Here is a 19318-nt window from a genome sequence, read left to right on the forward strand (position 1 = left end):
ACGAACCCGTCCGGGTCACGGGCCCGTCAGGTTGTCCCGCGCCCAGGACGCGATCGCGTCGAGCGCGGGGATCAGGGCCTTGCTCGCCTCGGTCGCGCTGTACACCACCGTGATCGGAGGCCCCTCGTCGACCGTGCGCTGAGCCAGTCCCGCCGCGGTGAGTTCGGTCAGCCGCTCGGAGAGGACCGAATCGCTGATTCCAACGACGGCACGTTTCAGCTCGGAGAACCCGGCCGGCCCCTGCACCAGGGTGCCGATCAGCACACCGTTCCAGCGTTTGCCGAGGAACTTGAACGCCTGGGTCAGCCCGGCGTCGCACTCGCGCGGCTCGTGACGGACGGCGTCCTTCTGCATGCTCCCACCCTACCAATCGACTCCAGCACCAATAGTTGCTAGCTTTTTCGAAGTGCGCTAGCTTCTTAGCTGTCACTAGTTTTTCCGAAGGGGCCGACGAGCGCCGGCACCGATCCACAAGGAGTCAGCCCATGTTCATCGCCGCCGCCATCGTGTCCGTGCTGCTGGCCCTCGTCCTGGTGTTCTCCGCCGTCGGCAAGCTGACCAAGAATCCCCAGCAGGTCGAGAGCATGACCAGTGTCGGCTTCCCCGTCGACAAGATGTGGTTGCTCGCGCTCGCCGAACTCGCCGGCGCAGTGGGCCTGATCGCCGGGCTGTTCTGGTGGCCGATCGGCCTCGCCGCCGCGATCGGTGTGGTCGCCTACTTCCTCGGCGCGGTCCTCATGCACCTGCGCGCGAACGACAAGACCATCGCCCCCGCCGGCGTGCTGATGCTCGTCGCGGTCGTGGCCGCGATTCTGGTGCCGGTCGCCGCCTGAGTGCCCCGCTGACGGGCCCGCCGGGAGCGAACCGGTCAGACCCGGCGGCCCGCGATCTCCTCGAGGTACCGCGCGACCCCGTCGTCGTCGTTGGAGGGCAGCACCCGATCGGCGAGCGCGCGGACCTCGGGCAACGCGTTGGCGGGTGCCAGCGCGGTGCCGGCCCAGCTCAGCATCGGCACGTCGTTGACCGCGTCACCGATGACGGCGACCTCGTCGACGCCCACCCCCTTGCTGTCACACAGTCGCTCGAGCGCACTGGCCTTCGACACCCCGGACGCGGCCATCTCGACGTACGGCGCACCCGAGTGGGTCAGCTCGACGCCGTCGACTCCCGCCCCGGCAGCGAGGCGATACAGTTCGCCGCTCGACACCTCGGGATGACGAGCGACGATCTTGACCATCTGCTCCCCGGCCAGCGGAAGCCGCTCGGCGAGAACCATCTCGTGCGGGTGCCGGTGGTGGTCGGTGTAGTCGCACAGCGCCGCATATTCGGGCTCGGCCACGAATGTCGTCGCGCCGACGTTGGCGAACACCACGCCCGGCGCCAGGGTGCGGACCCGTTCCATCGCGGCCAGGGCCTCGGCGACCTCGATCGACACCGTGCCGGTGATCTCCGGGGTGCCGTCGGCGAGGTCGAGGGTGACGGCACCGTTCGCGCAGATCGCCGCTCCGCGGAATCCGCACGATCGAGCCAGCTCGTCGACCGAGTGCCTGGCCCGGGCCGTTGCCCACACCACCTCGATGCCTGCATCGCGCGCGGCCGCCATCGCCGCCGCCGTGCGGGGCGACACCGTCCGGTCGGACCGCAGCAGGGTTCCGTCGAGATCGGATGCCACGAGTCTGATTCGCTTCACCCCTCGATGATCCCAGGAGCCACCGAACGTCCGGCGGGTCCCGTCACCAGCGAACCGGCATCTCCTCGATACCCGTGACGAAGTTCGCGGGCCGGCGCGGCAACGGCGCATCGGTGGCGAGTTCCATCATGGGGATACGCTCGAGCAGCCGGTCGAACATCAACCGGCCCTCGAGGCGCGCCAGCTGGTTCCCGAGACAGAAGTGCGAACCGAACCCGAAAGCGATGTGCGGGTTCGGGTTCCGGGTGACGTCGAAGAGCTCGGGATCCTCGAACACCGACTCGTCGAAGTTGGCCGCCTCGAACAGCAGCATGATCTTCTCGCCCTCCCGCAGGCGTGTGCCATGGAAGTCGACGTCCCGGGTCACGGTGCGGCACATGTTCTTCACCGGCGACACCCACCGCAGCATCTCCTCGAGCGCCTCCGGGACCAGGGACCGGTCCGCGACCAGCTTGTCGCGCTGTTCCGGATGGCGAAGCAGCTGCTCCATCCCACCGCTGAGCACGTGTCGCGTGGTCTCGTCCCCGCCGATCAGGATCAGCAGCGTCTCGGCGACGATCTCCTCGTCGCCGAGACGGCGCCCGTCGATCTCCGCGTGGACGAGGACGCTGGTCAGGTCCTCGGTCGGCGCGCTCCGCCTCTCCCGGATCGTCCGCATCGTGAAGTCGACGAACGAGACGTACGCCGACATCATCTTGGCGATCATCTCCTCGGACGCGTTGCTGCCCTGCGCCTTGACGAGATCGTCGCTCCATTCGAGGAACATCTCGCGCTCGTGCGGGCGGACCCCGAGCATGTCGCCGATGACGGCCATCGGCAGCGGCGCGGCCAGATCTCGGACGAAGTCGCACTCCCCCTTGTCGACGACGGCGTCGATCAGTTCGTCGCAGATGCGCCGGAGGTCGTCGATTCTCGCCTCGACGCGCTTCCGGGTGAAGCCGGTGTTGACGAGCTTCCGCCGGTGCAGGTGCTCGGGATCGTCCATGTCGATCATGTGCGGCAGCGGACCGACGTCGGGCCGGATACCGCCGGCGTTGGAGAACAGCCGGGCATCTCGTTCGGCGTCGACCACCGCGGCGTGACTCGCCGCTGCGGCCATCCCGTTGCGGTCCCGGAACACCGGCTCGTTGGCCCGCATCCACCCGTAGGCCGACCTCGGGTCACCGAGCTCGCCGGCGTAGAACCTCCCGTCCAGCAGGTCGATGTCGGGTCGCATCCGCTTGTCGCCCCCTCGGTCGGCGCTGACACATTCTCACGACACGCTTCGGCCCGAGCGTAGGCGCTTCCCTCCCGTTGCATGTCCAAAACCGGGCCGCGATGGTAGAACGAGTTCCACCAAGTCGGAGGGGAGCGCGCGGTGGACACGAACGACCCGGGTGGCATGCGGGGCAAGTCGGTGCTGGTCACCGGTGGCGGCAGCGGAATCGGGCTCGGGGTCGCGGACCTGCTCGCCCGGTCGGGTGCACACGTGACGATCGTCGGACGCACCGAGGACAAGCTGGTCGCGGCCGAGGCGACGATCATGCCGGAGCAGGGCGGCTCGATCACGCACCGCACGGCCGACGTCACCGTCGAAGCACAGGTCGCGGACGCGGTCGCCGCGGCGACCGCCGTCACGGGACGCCTCGACGGCGTGGTCGCGTGCGCGGGCGGCAACGAGACCATCGCACCGGTCACCCAGCTCGACGTCGACGCGTGGCGTCGCACCGTCGAGCTGAATGTCACCGGCACGATGCTCACGCTCAAGCACTCGGCCCGGGAACTGGTGCGCGGCGGGGGCGGCTCCTTCGTCGCGATCTCCTCGATCGCGAGCAGCAACACCCACCGCTGGTTCGGCGCCTACGGGGTGTCGAAATCCGGTGTCGACCATCTCGTCCAGCTCGGCGCCGACGAACTCGGTGCGAGCAACGTTCGCGTCAACTGCATCCGCCCGGGCCTGACCCGGACGGACCTCGTCGCGGTCATCACCGAGGGCGGCCCCCTGCTCGACGACTACCGGGCGTGTACCCCGCTTCCGCGGATCGGGGAACCCGAGGACGTCGCCCGGCTCGCGCGGTTCCTGCTCGGGGACGAGTCCACCTGGATCACCGGGCAGATCATCAACGTCGACGGCGGCCAGATGCTGCGCCGCGGACCGGATTTCAGCTCGATGCTCGAACAGGTCTACGGAGCCAACGGACTGCGCGGGGTGGTCGCGCCGTGACCAGCCACGACGTCCTCGGCAGGCAGGTCGAGATGCCGGTGCAGATCCGGCAGGCGACCGCGTTCATGGCGATGTACTCGGTCCCGGCCGCTGCGGCGCAGCAGCTGATCGACGACACCGGACTCGAGATCCTGCGGTTCCGGCCCGGCCGGGGTCTGTGCGGCCTTGTCTTCGTCGACTACGTCGACGGAGATCTCGGCCCCTACAACGAGTTCGGCGTCACGTTCATGGTGCGCGACCATCGCAGCCGCGGCGGGTCCGTTCTCGGCGACCTGGCCGCGCTGGCCCGGGGCAGGTCGGGCACCCTGATTCACCGGCTGCCCGTCGACGGCGAGTTCACGCTCGCCGCCGGCCGTGGGATCTGGGGATTCCCCAAGGTGCTGGCCGATTTCGACGCCGATCACGCGCCCGACGTCAAGCACGCCTCGGTCGGCGTGAACGGCACTCTGATCGCGGACCTGACGATCAGACCCGGGCTACGGATGCCGGCCGCATCCCGGAGCACCACGATGGCGGCGTACTCGCATCTCGACGGGATCACCCGCCGCACCGCCTGGGACATGCGTCCCAGCGGCATTCGGATGCGACTCGGCGGTGCCCGACTCACCCTCGGCTCACATCCGATCGCCGAGGAACTGCGGTCGCTCGGGATGCCGCGCCGAGCGTTGCTGACGACGTCGATCCCCGACCTGAGGATGACGTTCGGCGATGCAACGGCCGTGCGCTGACTAGCCTTCCAGGACGGTCTTGGCCTTCTCGAGGTTGCCTCGCACGTCGTGCGCGAAGAGTCTCTGGACGATCGGATCGGCGAACTTGAACAGACCCGTCCCCGCCTCCGCCTCCATCAGGTAGGTCACCCGAGTGCCGTTGCCGTCGGTCGCGAAGTCGAGCGCACGCTCGTAGCCGATCCTGGACTTCTTCGAGCGGAAGCCCAGGTGCTTGTTCGCCTCGTACTCGGTGAGTTCCTCGGACGCATCGAGCCGCACGCCGGCGACCTTCACGGCGAACGACGTCACCGAGCCGATCTCGTCGGGCTTGCCGGACTCCTGGGTGTAGTCGACGAGGTTGCTGTTCCACTCGGCGGCGTTCTCCGGGTTCGACATGTAGTCGAACACCGCGTCGACCGGCCGTGCGATGGTGATCGACTCCTCGGTTCTCATTGTGTTGGCCATGACGAGTCCTGCCTCGAGTTGCGCGCGTGCGCCCGCGCACACGCGATTGTGTGCGACCTCCAGCCGGATGTCCGGCGGCAGAATCTCCGCGAAAGTCGCGCGACACAGCACACCACCGCGACGGTCACGTCGCTCGGCGCATGCGCGATTGGCTCCCCGACTGCGATCTTCCTGGCGTACCCATGGTAGTCCGGGACGGAACCGGACAGAAGTCCCGTACGGGTCTTGCCAATTCGCGCCCGGTCGTGTGTGCTGTCATCTGGACACTTGACCAGTTTGCCTTTTCGACCTCCGTGCAAAGGAATTCCGCAGTGACGATCAGTCGACGCAGCGTGCTCGCCGGCGCCGCGGCCGCGCCGGTGCTCGCGGCCGCCGCCGGTTCGACCGCCTCGGCCCAGACCCGCTCCGCCTCCACGCCCGTCCACCGCGCGCCGGCGCGCGGATTCCGCGTCGGGGTGGGCCGGTCCGACATGACAGGGCCGGTCGCCGAGAACGGCATGATGGGCTACTCGCAGTTCGACCAGAGGGCCGAGGGGCTGCATCAGCGGACCCGGGTGCGGGCGTACGTGTTCGCCGACGCGGACGACAACCGCGTCGTCTACACGTGCGCGGACACCTGCATGGTCTTCCAGTCCGTGCACGACGCCGTGCTGGCCCGGCTCGCCGAGCGATACGGCACCCTCTACACCGAGAAGAACGTGATGCTCACCGCGGTGCACTCGCACGCCGCGTGCGGTGGCGCATCGCACGACTACGCGTACAGCCTTGCGACGCTGGGCTTCCAGCCGCTGGTGTTTCACGCCGAGGTCGACGGCGTGGTCGAGGCGATCGTCGCCGCGCACGACAACCTCGCCGCGGGCACCGTCTCGTACGGGCGCAGCGAACTCACGAACGCCAGTGTCAACCGTTCCCGGGTCGCGTTCGACCGGAACCCACAGCGGGACAAGGACTACTACCCGCTCGGCATCGACACCGCGATGCGGGTGCTCAAGATCGGTCAGGACGGCGAGAACGTCGGCGCCATTGGCTGGTTCCCCACCCACGGGGCGTCACTCACCAACGAGAACCACCTGATCTCCGGCGACAACAAGGGCGCCGCCGCCTACTTCTGGGAGCACGACGTCGCGGGCGTCCGCTATCTCGACGGCGCAGCCGGATTCGTCGCCTGCTTCCCGCAGACCAACACCGGGGACATGTCCCCGAACCTGGATCTGAAGCCGGGCCACGGACCCACCGCCGACGAGTTCGAGAACACCCGGATCATCGGCGAGCGTCAGGTGGCGGCCGCACGCCAGGCGTTCGCGAATGCGCAGCCTCTGTCCTCGACCACCGTCGACAGCCGGATCATGTACCTGGACATGGCAAATCAGGTCGTGGACGGCAAGTACACGCCGGACGGGCAGACCCGCCGCACCGCCCCGGCGTGCATCGGCGCCGCGATGGCCGCGGGCAGCACCGAGGACGGCCCCGCAATCGAGATCTTCTCCGAGGGCACCCGCAACCCGATGATCGACGCTCTCGGCGGCATCGACACCCCCACCCCGCAGTGGCTCGCCGACGCGCAGGCACCCAAGCTGGTGCTGGTGCCCGTCGGGCTGCTTCCCCCGGACGGCTGGGTTCCGCACGTGCTCAAGATCCAGATCGTCCGGATCGGCGACGTCTACGTCGTCGGCGGTCCGGCCGAGTTCACGATCGTGTCGGGCCTGCGAATCCGCCGCACCGTGGCCGAGGAACTCGGCGTCCCGCTGGAGAACGTCATCTTCCAGGGCTACGCGAACGCCTACTCGAGCTACTGCACGACTCCCGAGGAGTACGAGGCGCAGGAGTACGAGGGCGGCTCGACACTGTTCGGCCGCAACACGCTTCCCGCCTACCAGCAGGGCTACGCGCGCCTCGCGGCCGCGATGCGCGACCGCGCCGACGTACCGCGCGGACCCGCGCCGCGCGACCTGTCCGGCTTCCAGCCCGGCTTCGCGCCGGACGTTCCGGCCGACACACCCGTGCCCGGTCGCCAGTTCGGGGACGTGCTCGTGCAGCCCGCGGCGCGGGCCGGCGCGGGCACCCAGGTGGTCGCCGAGTTCGTCACCGGGCACCCGAAGAACAACCTGCACCGCAGCGGCACCTTCCTCGAGGTGCAGCGACTCGCCGACGGTCGCTGGGTCCGGTACGCCGACGACGGCGACTGGTCGACCAAGTTCCACTGGCGCCGCGAGGGTTCGAGCGCGTCGGTCGCGCGCATCACCTGGGACGTCCCGGAGGGCACGCCGGCCGGCCGGTACCGGATCCAGCACTTCGGCGACCGGAAGAACCCCGACGGATCCGTCGCCCCGTTCACCGGCACCTCCGGGGAGTTCGAGATCTGAGACCGGAGTGTGTGGCCGGCGGCCGAATCCGCCGGCCACGCACTCCGCACACCGTCGCCACACCGAACACCAAAAGGGCCCGCCCACACGATCTCTCGTGTGAGCGGGCCCTTCGTCGCCCCTCCGGGTCTGTGGTGGCGCAGGACCGGTCCTACAGCCAGGTGTCCTCGGTCGTCGCGGTGAGGAACGCCTCGAGGTCGTCGCGCCACGGCGCCGGAACGGTCTTCTCCGGCTCGATGGCGGTGTACTGGCCACGGTAGAACAGCAGTGGCCGCTCGGTCTTGATCTCGCTCATCGAGTGCACCCGGCCGAAGACCACGAAGTGGTCGCCGCCGTCGTGCACGGTCTCGACGGTGCAGTCGATGTGCGCGAGCGAGTTCTCGATGATCGGAGAACCCAACGGCGACGGCTCCCAGCCGATTCCGGCGAACTTGTCCGGCTCACGCGAGCCGAAGCGGGCACACACCGACTGCTGCTCCTCGGCGAGCACGTTCACGCAGAACCGGCCGGTCCGCTCGATCGCCGCCCAGGACCGCGAGCCCTTGGTCGGACAGAACAGCACCAGGGGCGGATCCAGCGACAGCGCCGCGAAGGACTGGCAGGCGAACCCGATCGGCTCGCCGTCGTCCACCGTGGTGATGATCGTGACACCGGTGCAGAACTGGCCGAGCACGGTGCGGAACTGACGCGGGTCGATCGTCGCACCCGTCTCTGATTCCACCTCGGACGAGCTCACTACTTCATTCCCACCGTGAAGTCGTGACCCCACAGGCTCACTGCGGTGCTCTCCCGCGCGATCCAGTTCTCGTCCTCGACCTCGAGTCCCTCACAGCCGAACTCGACGTCGAACCCGCCCGGGGTCTTCATGTAGAACGAGAGCATCAGGTCGTTGACGTGCCGGCCGAGGCTGGCCGACATCTTGACCTTCTTGCGCAGCGCGCGGTCCAGGCACAGGCCCACGTCGTCCGAGTTCTCCACCTCGACCATCAGGTGCACGATGCCGGTCGGGTTCGGCAGCGGCAGGAACGCGAGGCTGTGGTGACGCGGGTTGCAGCCGAGGAAGCGCAGCCAGGCCGGCTCGCCGTCGGCCGGGCGGCCCACCATCTGCGGAGGCAGTCGCATCGAGTCGCGCAGCTTGAAGCCCAGCACGTCCCGGTAGAACCGGAGCGAGGCCTCGTCGTCGTTCGTGGTGAGCACCACATGCCCGAGACCCTGCTCGCCGGTGACGAACTTGTGCCCGTACGGGCTCACGATCCGGCGGTGCTCGAGCGCGGCACCGTGGAACACCTCGAGGGTGTTGCCGGAGGTGTCCTCGAAGGTGATCAGCTCGACGACGCGACGATCCGCCAACTGGTCGGCGGTGCCCTCCTTGAACGGCACCCCCGCGGCGGTCAGGTTGTCCCGAACCTCCTGCAGGCCGGCCGCATTGGCCGTCTCCCAGCCGGACACCTGCAGCCGGTCCTTCTCACCCGGCACGATCACCAGGCGGGCCGGAAAGTCGTCCATGCGCAGGTACAGGGCGTCCGGGTTGGTGCCCTTGCCCTCGATCATGCCGAGAACCTTGAGACCGTACTCGCGCCAGGCCGCCATGTCGGTGGCCTCGATGCGCATGTACGCGAGCGAACGAATACTCACTACTTACCCCCGTCCAAGAGGAAATCGGAAGCCAGCCGGTTGAACTCGTCGAACTTCTCGAGCTGCGCCCAGTGGCCGCAGCCGCCGAAGACGTGCAGCTGCACCCGCGGGATCATCTTGAGGGCGACGAGCGCACCGTCGATCGGGTTGACCCGGTCCTCGCGGCCCCAGATCAGCAGCACGCGCTGGCGCAGCTTGTAGGCGTCGCGCCAGAGCATGCCGAGCTCGAACTCCGGTCCGGAGAAGGACTTCCCCATCGCCTTGGCCGCCGCCAGCGACTCCGGGGTGCTCGCCGCGGCGAACCGGTCGTCGATCAGTTCCGGGGTGATCAGCGACTGGTCGAACACCATGATCCTGAGGAAGGCCTCGAGGTTCTCACGCGTCGGCTGGTAGCTGAACTTGCCGAGATTCTTCACGCCCTCGGTCGGGTCCGGCGCGAACAGGTTGACGCTGAGCCCACCCGGGCCCATCAGCACGAGCCGGCCGGCCCGGTCCGGATAGTCCAGGGCGAAGCGCACCGCGGCGCCGCCGCCGAGCGAATTGCCCAGCAGGTGAACGCGTTCGGTGATGCCGAGGGTGTCGAGCAGATCCTTCAGCGCCGAGGCACTGTGCCGGAAGTACTGCGGATGCTCGGTCGGCTTGTCCGACTTGCCGTATCCCGGCTGGTCGACGGCGAGCACGTGGAACTGCTGCGCCAGCACGGGAATGTTCCTGGCGAAGTTCGACCACGAGGACGCGCCCGGGCCGCCGCCGTGCAGCAGCACGATCGTCGGCCCGTTGCCGACGCCGGCCTCGTGGTAGTGCAGCTGCAGGTCGGGCCGAACCTGAGCGAAGCGGGAGGTGGATTCGTAGGTGAGTTCTTCGGTTGCCGTCATCGACTCTCCCCTAGACCATCGTGTCCGTGAGCGGCAGGCCGAACTCGGCGCCACCGAACATCACGTACGCGCGCTCGGCGTCGTTCGCGGCGTGCACGCGACCGGCGTGCGCGTCGCGCCAGAAGCGCTGGATCGGGGTGCCGTTCGCGAGGGCCGTCGCACCGGAGTTCTCGAAGAGCAGATCGATCGAGGCGATCGCGCGACCGGTGGCTCGCACCTGGTCACGACGGGCCCGCAGGCGCAGTTCGAGCGGCACCTCCTCCCCGGCCAGCAGGTGGGCGTACTCGTCGGCCACGTTGCCGGACAGCTGGCGCCAGGCGGCGTCGATGTCACTGGAGGCCTCCGCGATCCGCACCTTCGCGAACGGGTCGTCCTTGGCCTTCTCACCCGCGTACGCGGCGCGCACCCGCTTGCCCTGGTGCTCGACGTGGGCGTCGTAGGCGCCGTATGCCATCCCGACGATCGGGGTGGAGATGGTGGTGGGATGGATTGTGCCCCAAGGCATCTTGTAGACCGGCGCGGTGTTCTGCTGGAGACCGGGAGCGGTCAGGTCGCTCATCGCCTTGAAGCTCAGGAAGCGGTGACGCGGCACGAAGACGTCCTTGACGACCACCGTGTTGCTGCCGGTGCCGCGCAGGCCGACGACGTTCCACACGTCGTCGATCCGGTAGTCCTCGCGAGGGATCAGGAAGCTGCCGAAGTCGACCGGGCGGCCGTCCTTGATGACCGGACCACCGACGACGACCCAGGTGGCGTGGTCGCAGCCCGAGGACCAGGCCCAGGCGCCGTTGACCTTGTAGCCGCCGTCGACGACCTCACCGGCGCCCATCGGCGCGTAGGACGAGGAGATCCGCACGTCGGTGTCCTGACCCCACACGTCCTCCTGCGCCTGCTGATCGAACAGCGCCAGGTGCCAGTTGTGGACGCCGATGATGCCGGAGACCCAGCCCGTCGAACCACACGCGCTGGCGATGTTGCGCACCGCCGTGTAGAAGGTGACCGGATCGGCCTCGTAGCCACCCCACTGCTTCGGCTGGAGCAACCGGAAGAACCCGGCCTCCTGCAGCGACTTGATCGAGTCGTCCGGGATGCGACGCAGATCCTCGGTCTCCTGTGCACGCTCGCGGAAGGTCGGCAGTAGCTCGTTCAGCTTCTCGATCACCACGTGACTCTCGTGCTCACCCACTGGTCGCTCCCTTGTGTGTCGATCTCTGTGTTCGGTGGTTCACCTTTGCACCTGAGACTAGAACACGTTCCCATTTGTGTCGAGAGCGGTCGTTTTCCCCAGTTCAGGCGCCCAAAATGGGAGCGGCTCGGCGTGAAATCTAGCAAAATGCTCCCGACTTCTATAACGTGTTCTAGTACAGGAGACGAAGGGATGTGAGGGCACAGATGACGCAGACGAGCGGCGCTCCCGCCAACCGCAAGGTTCGTGAAATCGACGTGGGAACGACGCCGACGCGGTTCGCCCGTGGATGGCACTGCATCGGCCTCGAGAAGGAGTTCCTGGACGGCAAGCCGCACTCCGTGGAGGCGTTCGGAACCAAGCTCGTCGTCTTCGCCGACAGCGAGGGCAAGCTGAACGTCCTGGACGCGTACTGCCGGCACATGGGCGGCGACCTGAGCCAGGGCACCGTCAAGGGCGATTCGGTCGCCTGCCCGTTCCACGACTGGCGCTGGGGCGGCAACGGCAGGTGCACCGGCATCCCGTACGCCCGCCGCGTCCCGCCGCTGGCCCGTACCCGCTCGTGGACAACGCTGCAGCGGAACAAGCAGCTGTTCGTCTGGCACGACCCAGAGGGCAACCCGCCGCCGGAGGACGTCACGATCCCGGAGCTGCCCCAGGTCCTCACCGACGAGTGGACCGACTGGGAGTGGCACCGCCTCGAGGTCAAGGGCTCCAACTGCCGCGAGATCGTCGACAACGTCGTCGACATGGCGCACTTCTTCTACGTGCACTTCGGGTTCCCGAAGTACTTCAAGAACGTCTTCGAGGGCCACGTCGCGACCCAGTACCTGCAGAACCACGGCCGGCCCGACGTGCAGAACATGGGCACGCAGTACGGCGAGTCCGTCCTGGACTCCGAGGCGTCGTACTTCGGCCCCTCGTACATGATCAACTGGCTGCACAACGACTACAGCGGGTACAAGGTCGAGAGCGTCCTGATCAACTGCCACTACCCGATCACGCACGACTCGTTCATGTTGATGTACGGCGTGAGCGTCGAGAAGCCGAAGGGTCTGGACGAGGCCACCACGGCCAAGCTGGCTCGCAAGTTCACCCAGGGCGTCACGATGGGCTTCGAGCAGGATGTCGCGATCTGGAAGAACAAGACCAAGATCGAGAACCCCCTGCTGTGCGAGGAGGACGGCCCGGTCTACCAGCTGCGTCGCTGGTACGAGCAGTTCTACGTCGACGTCGCGGACGTCGACGAGAAGATGACGCAGCGGTTCGAGTTCGAGATCGACACCAGCAAGGCGATCGAGGCCTGGCAACGTGAGGTCGACGAGAACCTGGCCCGCCAGGCGGAGGAGAAGGCGGCGGCCGCCGCCGAGAACAAGACGGGCGTGTGACGATGACCTCGACCTGGTCCAAGGCCCCGGATTTCGCCGACAGCCCGGCCCGGGTCGAGGCAGTCCGCGCACAGACGGCCGTAGACCTGCACACCTACCTGGAGGACGGCCTCCAGGAGGTGGAGTGCCGGGCGTGCGGCACCTGTGTGCTCGTGCGCAAGAACAGCTACAAGCACACCAGCATCCAGTGGCAGGCCGACCCGGCGTCGGCCTGCCCGGAGTTCACCCGCTCCGGCGGGCGGACCGGTTCGCCGCAGACCTGTCCGCGACTGCTGGCCAGCATCAACCACGCCGTGATGGAGGGCATCATCGAGGTGCGCGACACCGAGGCGTAGCGACAACCGAACAACGAACGAGGGCGCGCATCCATCCGGATGCGCGCCCTCGTTCGCCCTCCCGGCCGGGAAGCCGCGCGGACACCCCGGGCTGGTTGAAACGAATTCCGGTGAGAGGACCGGTGTCCTGCCACACCGCCTCGCTCGCGCGCACGCCGGGTCACCGCCTCGCGACGTCGTCCCGGTACGGGCGTGGCGAACTACCCGACCTGTTCGGGCGAGGTGTCCCGCGACCGGTTCCGGCGGCCGGCATCCGCGGCGGCACGGCGACCGGAGAAGACGGCGTCGGCGAGCGACAGGCCGCTGACGTAGGAGTTCGAGCAGATGCCGACGGCGGTCCGCCCGGCCGCATACAGGCCGGCCACGGGCGCGCCGCTGCCGTCGAGGACCGCGCCGGTGTCCTCGTCGACCACCAGTCCGCCGAGCGTGAGCATCGGCAGCGGATTGGTCAGGCTCTTCTTCAGCGAGACGTCGAACAGCGAGTACGGACCGGTGCGCAGCGGACGCCGGAAGTCGTCCGGCTTGCCCATCGGGTCCGGTTCGCCGGCGGTGATCGCGTCGTTGTGGGCGGCGACCGTCGCCGCGAGACCGGCCGGGTCGACCCCGACCTCGGCCGCGACCTCGGCGAGGGTCGGTGCGGTCGTGCCGTCCACTCGCATCATCGTTTCGGCCTGGATCCGCTGGAACCAGTTGGTCTGGTCGCCGAGCTGGGCGCGAGCCTGCGCGACCAGTTCGGCGTCGGCGAGGAGCCAACCCTCCCGGTTCCGCTCGGCGATCATCGCGTGTCCGAGTGCGGCGCCGTACCGCGACTCGTCGACCATCCGGTTCCCGTTCCGGTCCACCAGGATCGAGCCGAGGAACGCGCTCGGCGGAACGATGAACCGCCACGCCGAGACGTGGGAGAGCTTGTCGGTGGCACCGCCGGCCTCGACGCCCAACGCGATACCGCTGCCGTCGTCGCCCGGGGTGCCCAGCGGAAGCCCGCCGAGGTAGCGCGGCGCGTGTTCGGCGACCATCGCGCGGTTCGCGATGAACCCGCCCGCACTCAGAATCACTCCGGAGCGCGCCTCGATCCGGATCGGCCGGGCGTACCGATCCTCGATGCGGCGGACCTGCTTGTCCAGCGCGCGGCGCATCGGCGGGTAGTAGATGCCCGGCTTGGCCGACAGCGAGGCGAGGCGGGCGTGGCGGGCGCGCACCTGTCGCGGCGCGTCGCGGAGGCTCAGGCACTCGACGCCGACCACGGCACCCGTGCCGTCCGTGACGAGCCGGGTCGCGCGGGTTTGCCGCTCGAACCGCAGGCCCTTCGCCAACGCCGACTCGATCAGCGGCCGGTACAGCTGCTTCCCCGAGGTGCCGCGGCCCTTCGCCCGATGGCCGCGCGGCGCGGGCGGCGCGACGTCCCGGAATCCCCCGGCCGCCTCGCTGCCGGAGTAGTACAGATAGTGCCGATCCGTCGGATACGACGTCTTGTACGGGCACAGCGAGCCCTCGAACGGCACGCCGTTGCGCATCAGCCAGTCGACGGTCGCCGAGCTCTCCTCGCAGAACCGGCGCAGCGTCGCGGGGCGCACCGCGTCGCCGACCTCGCGAGCGAGGTACGCGTACATGGCGTCGACCGTGTCCTCGACGCCCGCCTCGCGCTGGACGGCGGTGCCGCCGCCGGCGTAGACGATGCCGCCGGAGATGGTGCTGGTACCGCCGCCCCCGAACCGTTCGAGGGCGATCACGTCGGCACCGGCGTCGAGCGCTTCGATCGCGGCCGCGGCACCTGCCACCCCGGCGCCGACCACCACCACGTCGGCGGACAGATCCCAGGACACCGAACACCACCTTCCGTGATCACTGAACGTGTTCCGCTTCAGCCCACAGCGTTGAACAGCATCCAGGAATACTTCCTGGCAGAAAGCATGGACTGACCCCTACATCATTCTATAACGTGTTCTACATGAGCAAGCAGGAATACGACGTCGTCGTTGTCGGAAGCGGTGCGGCGGGCATGACCGCCGCCCTGACCGCCGCCCACCAGGGACTGAGCGTGGTCATCGTCGAGAAGGCCGCCCACTACGGCGGCTCCAGCGCCCGCTCGGGCGGTGGAGTCTGGATCCCCAACAACGAGGTGTTGCAGCGGGACGGCGTCACCGACACCGTCGAGGACGCCCGCAAGTACCTGCACAGCATCATCGGTGACGTCGTCGCACCGGAGCGGATCGACACCTACATCGACCGCGGCCCGGAGATGCTCTCCTTCGTGCTCGCGAACAGCGCGCTCGAGCTGCAGTGGGTGCCCGGGTACTCCGACTACTACCCGGAGGCCCCCGGCGGCCGTCTCGGCGGACGCTCCGTCGAGCCGACCCCCTTCGACGGCAACCGGCTCGGCGCCGAGCGCAAGAACCTCGAGCCGGACTACGTCAAGGCGCCGAAGAACTTCGTCATCACCCAGGCCGACTACAAGTGGCTCAACCTGCTGATGCGCAACCCCCGCGGCCCGCTGCGCGCGATGAAGGTCGGGATCCGCTTCCTCGCCGCGAAGATCACCGGCAAGGACCTGCTGGTGCGCGGCCAGGCCCTGATGGCCGGCCTGCGCCTGGGCCTGCAGGACGCCGGCGTCCCGATCCTGCTGAACACCCCCCTCACCGAACTCCACACCGAGGGAGACGCCGTCACGGGCGTCAAGGTCCTCGTCGACGGCACCGAGCAGGTCATCCACGCCCGCCACGGCGTCGTCCTCGGATCCGGCGGCTTCGAGCACAACGACGAGATGCGCAAGAAGTACCAGCGCGCCCCGATCGGCACCGAGTGGACCGTCGGCGCGAAGGCGAACACCGGTGACGGCATCCTGGCCGGCCAGAAGCTCGGCGCCGCAGTCGACTTCATGGACGACGCGTGGTGGGGCCCGTCCATCCCGCTGACCGGTGGACCGTGGTTCGCACTGTCGGAGCGGACCCTGCCCGGCTCGATGATGGTCAACACCCGCGGCAAGCGGTTCGGCAACGAGGCCGCACCGTACGTCGAGGCCACCCACATGATGTACGGCGGCAAGTACGGTCAGGGCGAGGGGCCGGGCGAGAACATCCCGACCTGGATGATCCTCGACCAGCGCTACCGCAACCGGTACACCTTCGCGGGCATCACCCCGCGTTCGCCGTTCCCCGGCCGCTGGCTCAAGGCCGGGATCGTGGTGAAGGCCAACACCATTGCCGAACTCGCGGAGAAGACCGGCCTGCCCGTCGACGCGCTGACCGAGACCGTCGAGCGGTTCAACGGCTTCGCCCGCACCGGCAAGGACGAGGACTTCGGTCGCGGCGACAGCGGATACGACGCCTACTACGGCGACCCCCGCCTGAAGAACCCGAGCCTCGCCGAGATCAGCAAGGCCCCGTTCTACGCGATCAAGATGGTGCCGGGCGACCTGGGCACCAAGGGCGGCATCCAGACCGACGTCGACGGTCGCGCGCTGCGCGAGGACGGGACGGTCATCGAGGGCCTGTATGCCGCGGGCAACGCCAGCGCACCGGTGATGGGCCACACCTACGCCGGACCGGGCGCCACGATCGGCCCCGCGATGACGTTTGCGTACCTCGCCGTCCTCGACATCGCCAAGCGCGTCAAGGCCGGCGCGCAGGCCGGCGACGTCGTCGCCAACTGACCCTCCCCCACACGGCGCCGTGCTCCCGGTCCGCCTCCGCGGACGGGGCGCACGGCGCACCGGCACCACGAGAGAACAGGATCCATCCGTGCCCATCGATCCCGGCGTCGCCATCGGAGCCGAGCTGCCGGCCCAGGAGTTCACCTGGACCGCCTCGGACGTCCAGCTCTACCACCTCGGCATCGGCGCGGGCTCGCGCCCCCTCGACCCGCGGGAACTGCGTTATCTCGACGACGTCGCGCCGCAGGTGCTGCCGACGTTCGCGACGGTCGTCGCGAACATCCACGCCACCGAGGCCCCGAAGGTCTCGTTCCCCGGCGTGGAGATCGACCTCGCGAAGGTCGTGCACGGGAGCCAGGAAGTGACCGTGCACCAACCGATTCCGGCCGCGGGCACCGGTCGTACCACGACCCGGATCGCCGAGGTGTGGGACAAGGGCAAGGCCGCGGTGATCGTCCAGGAGTCGGTGACCACCGACGGCGACGGAAACCCGCTGTGGACGGCGCGGTCGTCGATCTTCGCGCGCGGTGAGGGCGGATTCGGTGGCGAACGGGGTCCCTCCGAGTCCGTTCCGCTGCCCGAGCGGGCGCCCGACCACGAGGTCGAGGTACCGACGCTGCCGCAGCAGGCGCTGCTGTACCGGATGTGCGGCGACCGCAACCCTCTGCACTCGGATCCCGACTTCGCCGGAGGGGCCGGGTTCCCGGCACCCATCCTGCACGGGCTGTGCACCTACGGCGTGGTGTGCAAGGCCGCCGTCGACACCGTGCTCGAGTCCGATGCGAGCCGGGTGCACGGCTACCGGGCTCGTTTCGCGGGCGTGGTGTACCCCGGCGAGACCCTCCTCGTCCGGATCTGGGAGGAGCCGGGGCGCCTGCTGATCTCGGCATCCGTGCCCGCGCGCGAGAACTCTCCCGCATTGGCTGACGTGGTCCTGACGCTCGCCTAGACTTCCGGACCACTCGTCCAGTACTGCTCTGCACTGCTCTGCACTGCTCTGCTTCACTTCCCCCATTTCTCGTCACGACTGGAGTTACGCATGCCGAAATCGGCCAACACGAACGGGTTCTCCCGGCGGGGCTTCCTCGCCGCGGGTGCCGGTGCCCTCGCGGCCACCGCGGTGGGCGGGTGGACGCCCGTCTACGCCCTCCCGCTCGACACGGGGTCCCTGGGCTCCGGCTCCGGCACGGGATCCGCCGGAGGCGCGACGCTGCCCGCGCCGCCGAACTTCCCGACCGACATCGAACTGGCACAGCAGGCCTACCAGAACTGGTCCAAGGAGATCATGCTGGACTCGGTCTGGACCGCCACGCCGAAGAACTCCGGCGACGTCGTCCGCCTGACCAACTGGGCGCACGCCAACAACTACACGTTGCGTCCCCGCGGCGCCTCGCACGGCTGGACCCCGCTGACCGTGGTCAACGGTGCGTCGGTCGACAAGGTCATCCTCGTCGACACGACGAAGCACCTGAACGGAGTGGTTGTCAACGCCGCCGGCTCCCCGGCCACCGTGACCGCGGGCCCCGGCGCCACCCTCGACGCCATCACCTCCGCGCTCCAGGAGAAGAACCTCGGCTGGGCGAACCTGCCCGCTCCCGGCGTCCTGACGATCGCCGGCACCCTCGCGGTCGACGCCCACGGTGCCGCGCTTCCCGCCGACGGGCAGTCGGCCCTGCCCGGCCACACGTACGGTTCGCTGTCGAACCTCGTCACCTCGCTGACCGCGGTGGTGTGGACCGGCACCGAGTACGCCGAACGGACCTACTCCCGTAACGATCCGAAGATCAAGCCGCTGCTGACCTCCCTCGGTCGCACCTTCATCACCTCGGTGACCATGCAGGCCGGCCCGAACTTCCGGATGCGCTGCCAGAGCTACACCGACATCAAGTGGCAGGAGATGTTCGCCCCCAAGGGCGCCTCGGGCCGCACCTTCGAGAGCTACGTCAAGTCCAACGGTGGCGTCGAGGCGATCTGGTACCCCTTCACCGAGAAGCCGTGGCTGAAGGTGTGGTCGGTCGCTCCGACGAAGCCGGGCGGCTCGCGCGAGGTCACCGGTCCGTACAACTACCCGTTCTCGGACAACCTGCCCGAGACCGTCACCGACCTGCTCGGGAAGATGAACTCCGGCGCGCCGGGCATCGCGCCGCTGTTCGGCCAGACGATGTACTCCACCACCGTCGCCGGTCTCGCCGCCACGAACGCGTCGGACATCTGGGGCTGGTCGAAGGACATCCAGTTCTACATCAAGGCCACCACGCTGCGCCTGACCGAGGGCGGTGGCGCCGTCATCACCAGCCGGGCCAACATCGGCCAGGTCATCCACGACTTCGCTCAGTGGTTCAACGAGCGGATCGAGTTCTACAAGGCGAAGGGCCAGTACCCGCTCAACGGTCCGGTGGAGATCCGGTGCTGTGGCCTCGACCAGGCGGCCGACGTCAAGGTCGGCTCGGCCGGTGCGCCCACCATCTCGGCGATGCGTCCGCGTCCGGACCACCCCGAGTGGGACACCGCGATCTGGCTGAACGTGCTCGGCGTCCCCGGCACCCCGGGCATGTTCGCGTTCTACCGCGAGATGGAGCAGTGGATGCGCTCGCACTACACCGGCGCGGACTACACCTTCCGCCCGGAATGGTCGAAGGGCTGGGCGTTCGGTCCGGACAAGCCGTACACCGACGGCGGGATCATCAGCGGCGCCCTGCCGCAGAGCTACCGGGACGGCCTGCCCGCGGACGACAACTGGGACACCGCGCGCGCCGTCTTCAACGAGCTCGACCCGCACCGGGTCTACAGCAACACCTTCATGGATCAGCTGCTGCCGTAAC

General features: G+C 68.6%; 18 protein-coding genes. 9 read left to right on the top strand and 9 right to left on the bottom strand.

The genetic code is table 11. The features are described from left to right. Positions 1–15 precede the first annotated feature (15 nt). Complete coding sequence (locus tag ABD951_RS26665; RefSeq protein WP_345352822.1) at positions 16–354, bottom strand: winged helix-turn-helix transcriptional regulator; 339 nt, start codon at positions 352–354, stop codon at positions 16–18. A gap of 131 nt (positions 355–485) precedes the next feature. Here ABD951_RS26665 and ABD951_RS26670 point away from each other — a divergent pair, with 131 nt between their 5' ends. Beyond that, complete coding sequence (locus tag ABD951_RS26670) at positions 486–833, top strand: DoxX family protein (protein ID WP_345352825.1); 348 nt, start codon at positions 486–488, stop codon at positions 831–833. 35 nt (positions 834–868) lie between these two features. On the opposite strand, the gene ABD951_RS26675 is transcribed toward ABD951_RS26670, so the two are convergent. Both ABD951_RS26675 and ABD951_RS26680 read right to left on the bottom strand, forming a co-directional pair. Then, the gene (locus ABD951_RS26675) at positions 869–1690 is read right to left on the bottom strand and encodes an HAD family hydrolase (RefSeq protein WP_345352828.1); all 822 of its coding nucleotides are present in this window, start codon (positions 1688–1690) and stop codon (positions 869–871) included. A 43-nt stretch (positions 1691–1733) separates the two neighbouring features. Continuing rightward, entirely contained in the window at positions 1734–2906 is a 1173-nt protein-coding gene (locus tag ABD951_RS26680; protein WP_345352831.1) for a cytochrome P450, read from the bottom strand. A 165-nt stretch (positions 2907–3071) separates the two neighbouring features. On the opposite strand from ABD951_RS26680, the gene ABD951_RS26685 reads away from it, so the two are divergent. Together ABD951_RS26685 and ABD951_RS26690 are read left to right on the top strand one after the other, a co-directional pair. Continuing rightward, positions 3072–3893 carry an SDR family oxidoreductase gene (locus ABD951_RS26685; protein WP_345353267.1) on the top strand — a complete coding sequence of 274 codons (822 nt, stop codon included), beginning with the start codon at positions 3072–3074 and terminating at the stop codon, positions 3891–3893. Beyond that, the gene (locus ABD951_RS26690) at positions 3890–4621 is read left to right on the top strand and encodes an acetoacetate decarboxylase family protein (protein WP_345352834.1); all 732 of its coding nucleotides are present in this window, start codon (positions 3890–3892) and stop codon (positions 4619–4621) included. The genes ABD951_RS26685 and ABD951_RS26690 overlap by 4 nt, the downstream gene beginning before the upstream one ends. Here ABD951_RS26690 and ABD951_RS26695 read toward each other — a convergent pair whose 3' ends face one another. Next, positions 4622–5065 (bottom strand): SRPBCC family protein, encoded by a 444-nt coding sequence (locus ABD951_RS26695; RefSeq protein ID WP_345352837.1) that lies wholly within the window; start codon positions 5063–5065, stop codon positions 4622–4624. Between the two features lie 311 nt (positions 5066–5376). Here ABD951_RS26695 and ABD951_RS26700 point away from each other — a divergent pair, with 311 nt between their 5' ends. After that, the gene (locus ABD951_RS26700) at positions 5377–7428 is read left to right on the top strand and encodes a neutral/alkaline ceramidase (protein WP_345352840.1); all 2052 of its coding nucleotides are present in this window, start codon (positions 5377–5379) and stop codon (positions 7426–7428) included. Positions 7429–7579: 151 nt separating this feature from the next. Here ABD951_RS26700 and hsaB read toward each other — a convergent pair whose 3' ends face one another. The 4 genes from hsaB to hsaA are packed head-to-tail and all read right to left on the bottom strand — an operon-like array spanning position 7580 to position 11124. Continuing rightward, a complete protein-coding gene (hsaB, locus tag ABD951_RS26705; protein ID WP_425569971.1) occupies positions 7580–8149 on the bottom strand; it encodes a 3-hydroxy-9,10-secoandrosta-1,3,5(10)-triene-9,17-dione monooxygenase reductase subunit in 570 nt (189 codons plus the stop codon). Between the two features lie 14 nt (positions 8150–8163). Next, positions 8164–9063 carry an iron-dependent extradiol dioxygenase HsaC gene (gene hsaC / locus ABD951_RS26710; RefSeq protein ID WP_345352846.1) on the bottom strand — a complete coding sequence of 300 codons (900 nt, stop codon included), beginning with the start codon at positions 9061–9063 and terminating at the stop codon, positions 8164–8166. Then, complete coding sequence (gene hsaD, locus ABD951_RS26715; RefSeq protein ID WP_345352849.1) at positions 9063–9938, bottom strand: 4,5:9,10-diseco-3-hydroxy-5,9,17-trioxoandrosta-1(10),2-diene-4-oate hydrolase; 876 nt, start codon at positions 9936–9938, stop codon at positions 9063–9065. Before hsaD ends, hsaC begins: the two co-directional genes overlap by 1 nt. A 10-nt stretch (positions 9939–9948) precedes the next feature. Then, on the bottom strand, positions 9949–11124 hold the full coding sequence (gene hsaA, locus ABD951_RS26720) for a 3-hydroxy-9,10-secoandrosta-1,3,5(10)-triene-9,17-dione monooxygenase oxygenase subunit (RefSeq protein WP_345352852.1): 1176 nt from the start codon (positions 11122–11124) through the stop codon (positions 9949–9951). A gap of 206 nt (positions 11125–11330) precedes the next feature. Between hsaA and ABD951_RS26725 the strand changes: the two genes are divergently transcribed. Together ABD951_RS26725 and ABD951_RS26730 are read left to right on the top strand one after the other, a co-directional pair. Beyond that, a complete protein-coding gene (locus tag ABD951_RS26725) occupies positions 11331–12512 on the top strand; it encodes a 3-ketosteroid-9-alpha-monooxygenase, oxygenase component (RefSeq protein ID WP_345352855.1) in 1182 nt (393 codons plus the stop codon). Next, complete coding sequence (locus ABD951_RS26730; RefSeq protein ID WP_345352858.1) at positions 12509–12847, top strand: hypothetical protein; 339 nt, start codon at positions 12509–12511, stop codon at positions 12845–12847. The genes ABD951_RS26725 and ABD951_RS26730 overlap by 4 nt, the downstream gene beginning before the upstream one ends. A gap of 200 nt (positions 12848–13047) precedes the next feature. On the opposite strand, the gene ABD951_RS26735 is transcribed toward ABD951_RS26730, so the two are convergent. Then, complete coding sequence (locus tag ABD951_RS26735; protein ID WP_345352861.1) at positions 13048–14670, bottom strand: FAD-binding protein; 1623 nt, start codon at positions 14668–14670, stop codon at positions 13048–13050. A 125-nt stretch (positions 14671–14795) separates the two neighbouring features. Here ABD951_RS26735 and kstD point away from each other — a divergent pair, with 125 nt between their 5' ends. From kstD to ABD951_RS26750, 3 genes are all read left to right on the top strand, one after another. Beyond that, positions 14796–16496: a 3-oxosteroid 1-dehydrogenase gene (gene kstD / locus ABD951_RS26740; RefSeq protein ID WP_345352864.1), complete on the top strand. Its 1701-nt coding sequence runs from the start codon at positions 14796–14798 to the stop codon at positions 16494–16496. An 88-nt stretch (positions 16497–16584) separates the two neighbouring features. Next, positions 16585–17445 (top strand): MaoC/PaaZ C-terminal domain-containing protein, encoded by an 861-nt coding sequence (locus ABD951_RS26745; protein WP_345352867.1) that lies wholly within the window; start codon positions 16585–16587, stop codon positions 17443–17445. A gap of 90 nt (positions 17446–17535) precedes the next feature. Then, the gene (locus tag ABD951_RS26750; protein ID WP_345352870.1) at positions 17536–19317 is read left to right on the top strand and encodes a cholesterol oxidase substrate-binding domain-containing protein; all 1782 of its coding nucleotides are present in this window, start codon (positions 17536–17538) and stop codon (positions 19315–19317) included. The last annotated feature ends 1 nt before the right edge of the window (position 19318 follow it).

It is taken from the genome of Rhodococcus olei (genome assembly GCF_039540555.1).
Taxonomy (GTDB): domain Bacteria; phylum Actinomycetota; class Actinomycetes; order Mycobacteriales; family Mycobacteriaceae; genus Rhodococcus_G; species Rhodococcus_G olei.

Excerpts from the sequence above, each read along its gene's own strand:
- kstD (WP_345352864.1), top strand. The coding sequence starts at position 14,796 with ATGAGCAAGCAGGAATACGACGTCGTCGTTGTCGGAAGCGGTGCGGCG.
- ABD951_RS26695 (WP_345352837.1), bottom strand. The coding sequence starts at position 5,065 with ATGGCCAACACAATGAGAACCGAGGAGTCGATCACCATCGCACGGCCG.
- hsaD (WP_345352849.1), bottom strand. The coding sequence starts at position 9,938 with ATGACGGCAACCGAAGAACTCACCTACGAATCCACCTCCCGCTTCGCT.
- ABD951_RS26665 (WP_345352822.1), bottom strand. The coding sequence starts at position 354 with ATGCAGAAGGACGCCGTCCGTCACGAGCCGCGCGAGTGCGACGCCGGG.
- ABD951_RS26685 (WP_345353267.1), top strand. The coding sequence starts at position 3,072 with ATGCGGGGCAAGTCGGTGCTGGTCACCGGTGGCGGCAGCGGAATCGGG.
- ABD951_RS26670 (WP_345352825.1), top strand. The coding sequence starts at position 486 with ATGTTCATCGCCGCCGCCATCGTGTCCGTGCTGCTGGCCCTCGTCCTG.
- ABD951_RS26725 (WP_345352855.1), top strand. The coding sequence starts at position 11,331 with ATGACGCAGACGAGCGGCGCTCCCGCCAACCGCAAGGTTCGTGAAATC.
- ABD951_RS26750 (WP_345352870.1), top strand. The coding sequence starts at position 17,536 with ATGCCGAAATCGGCCAACACGAACGGGTTCTCCCGGCGGGGCTTCCTC.
- ABD951_RS26680 (WP_345352831.1), bottom strand. The coding sequence starts at position 2,906 with ATGCGACCCGACATCGACCTGCTGGACGGGAGGTTCTACGCCGGCGAG.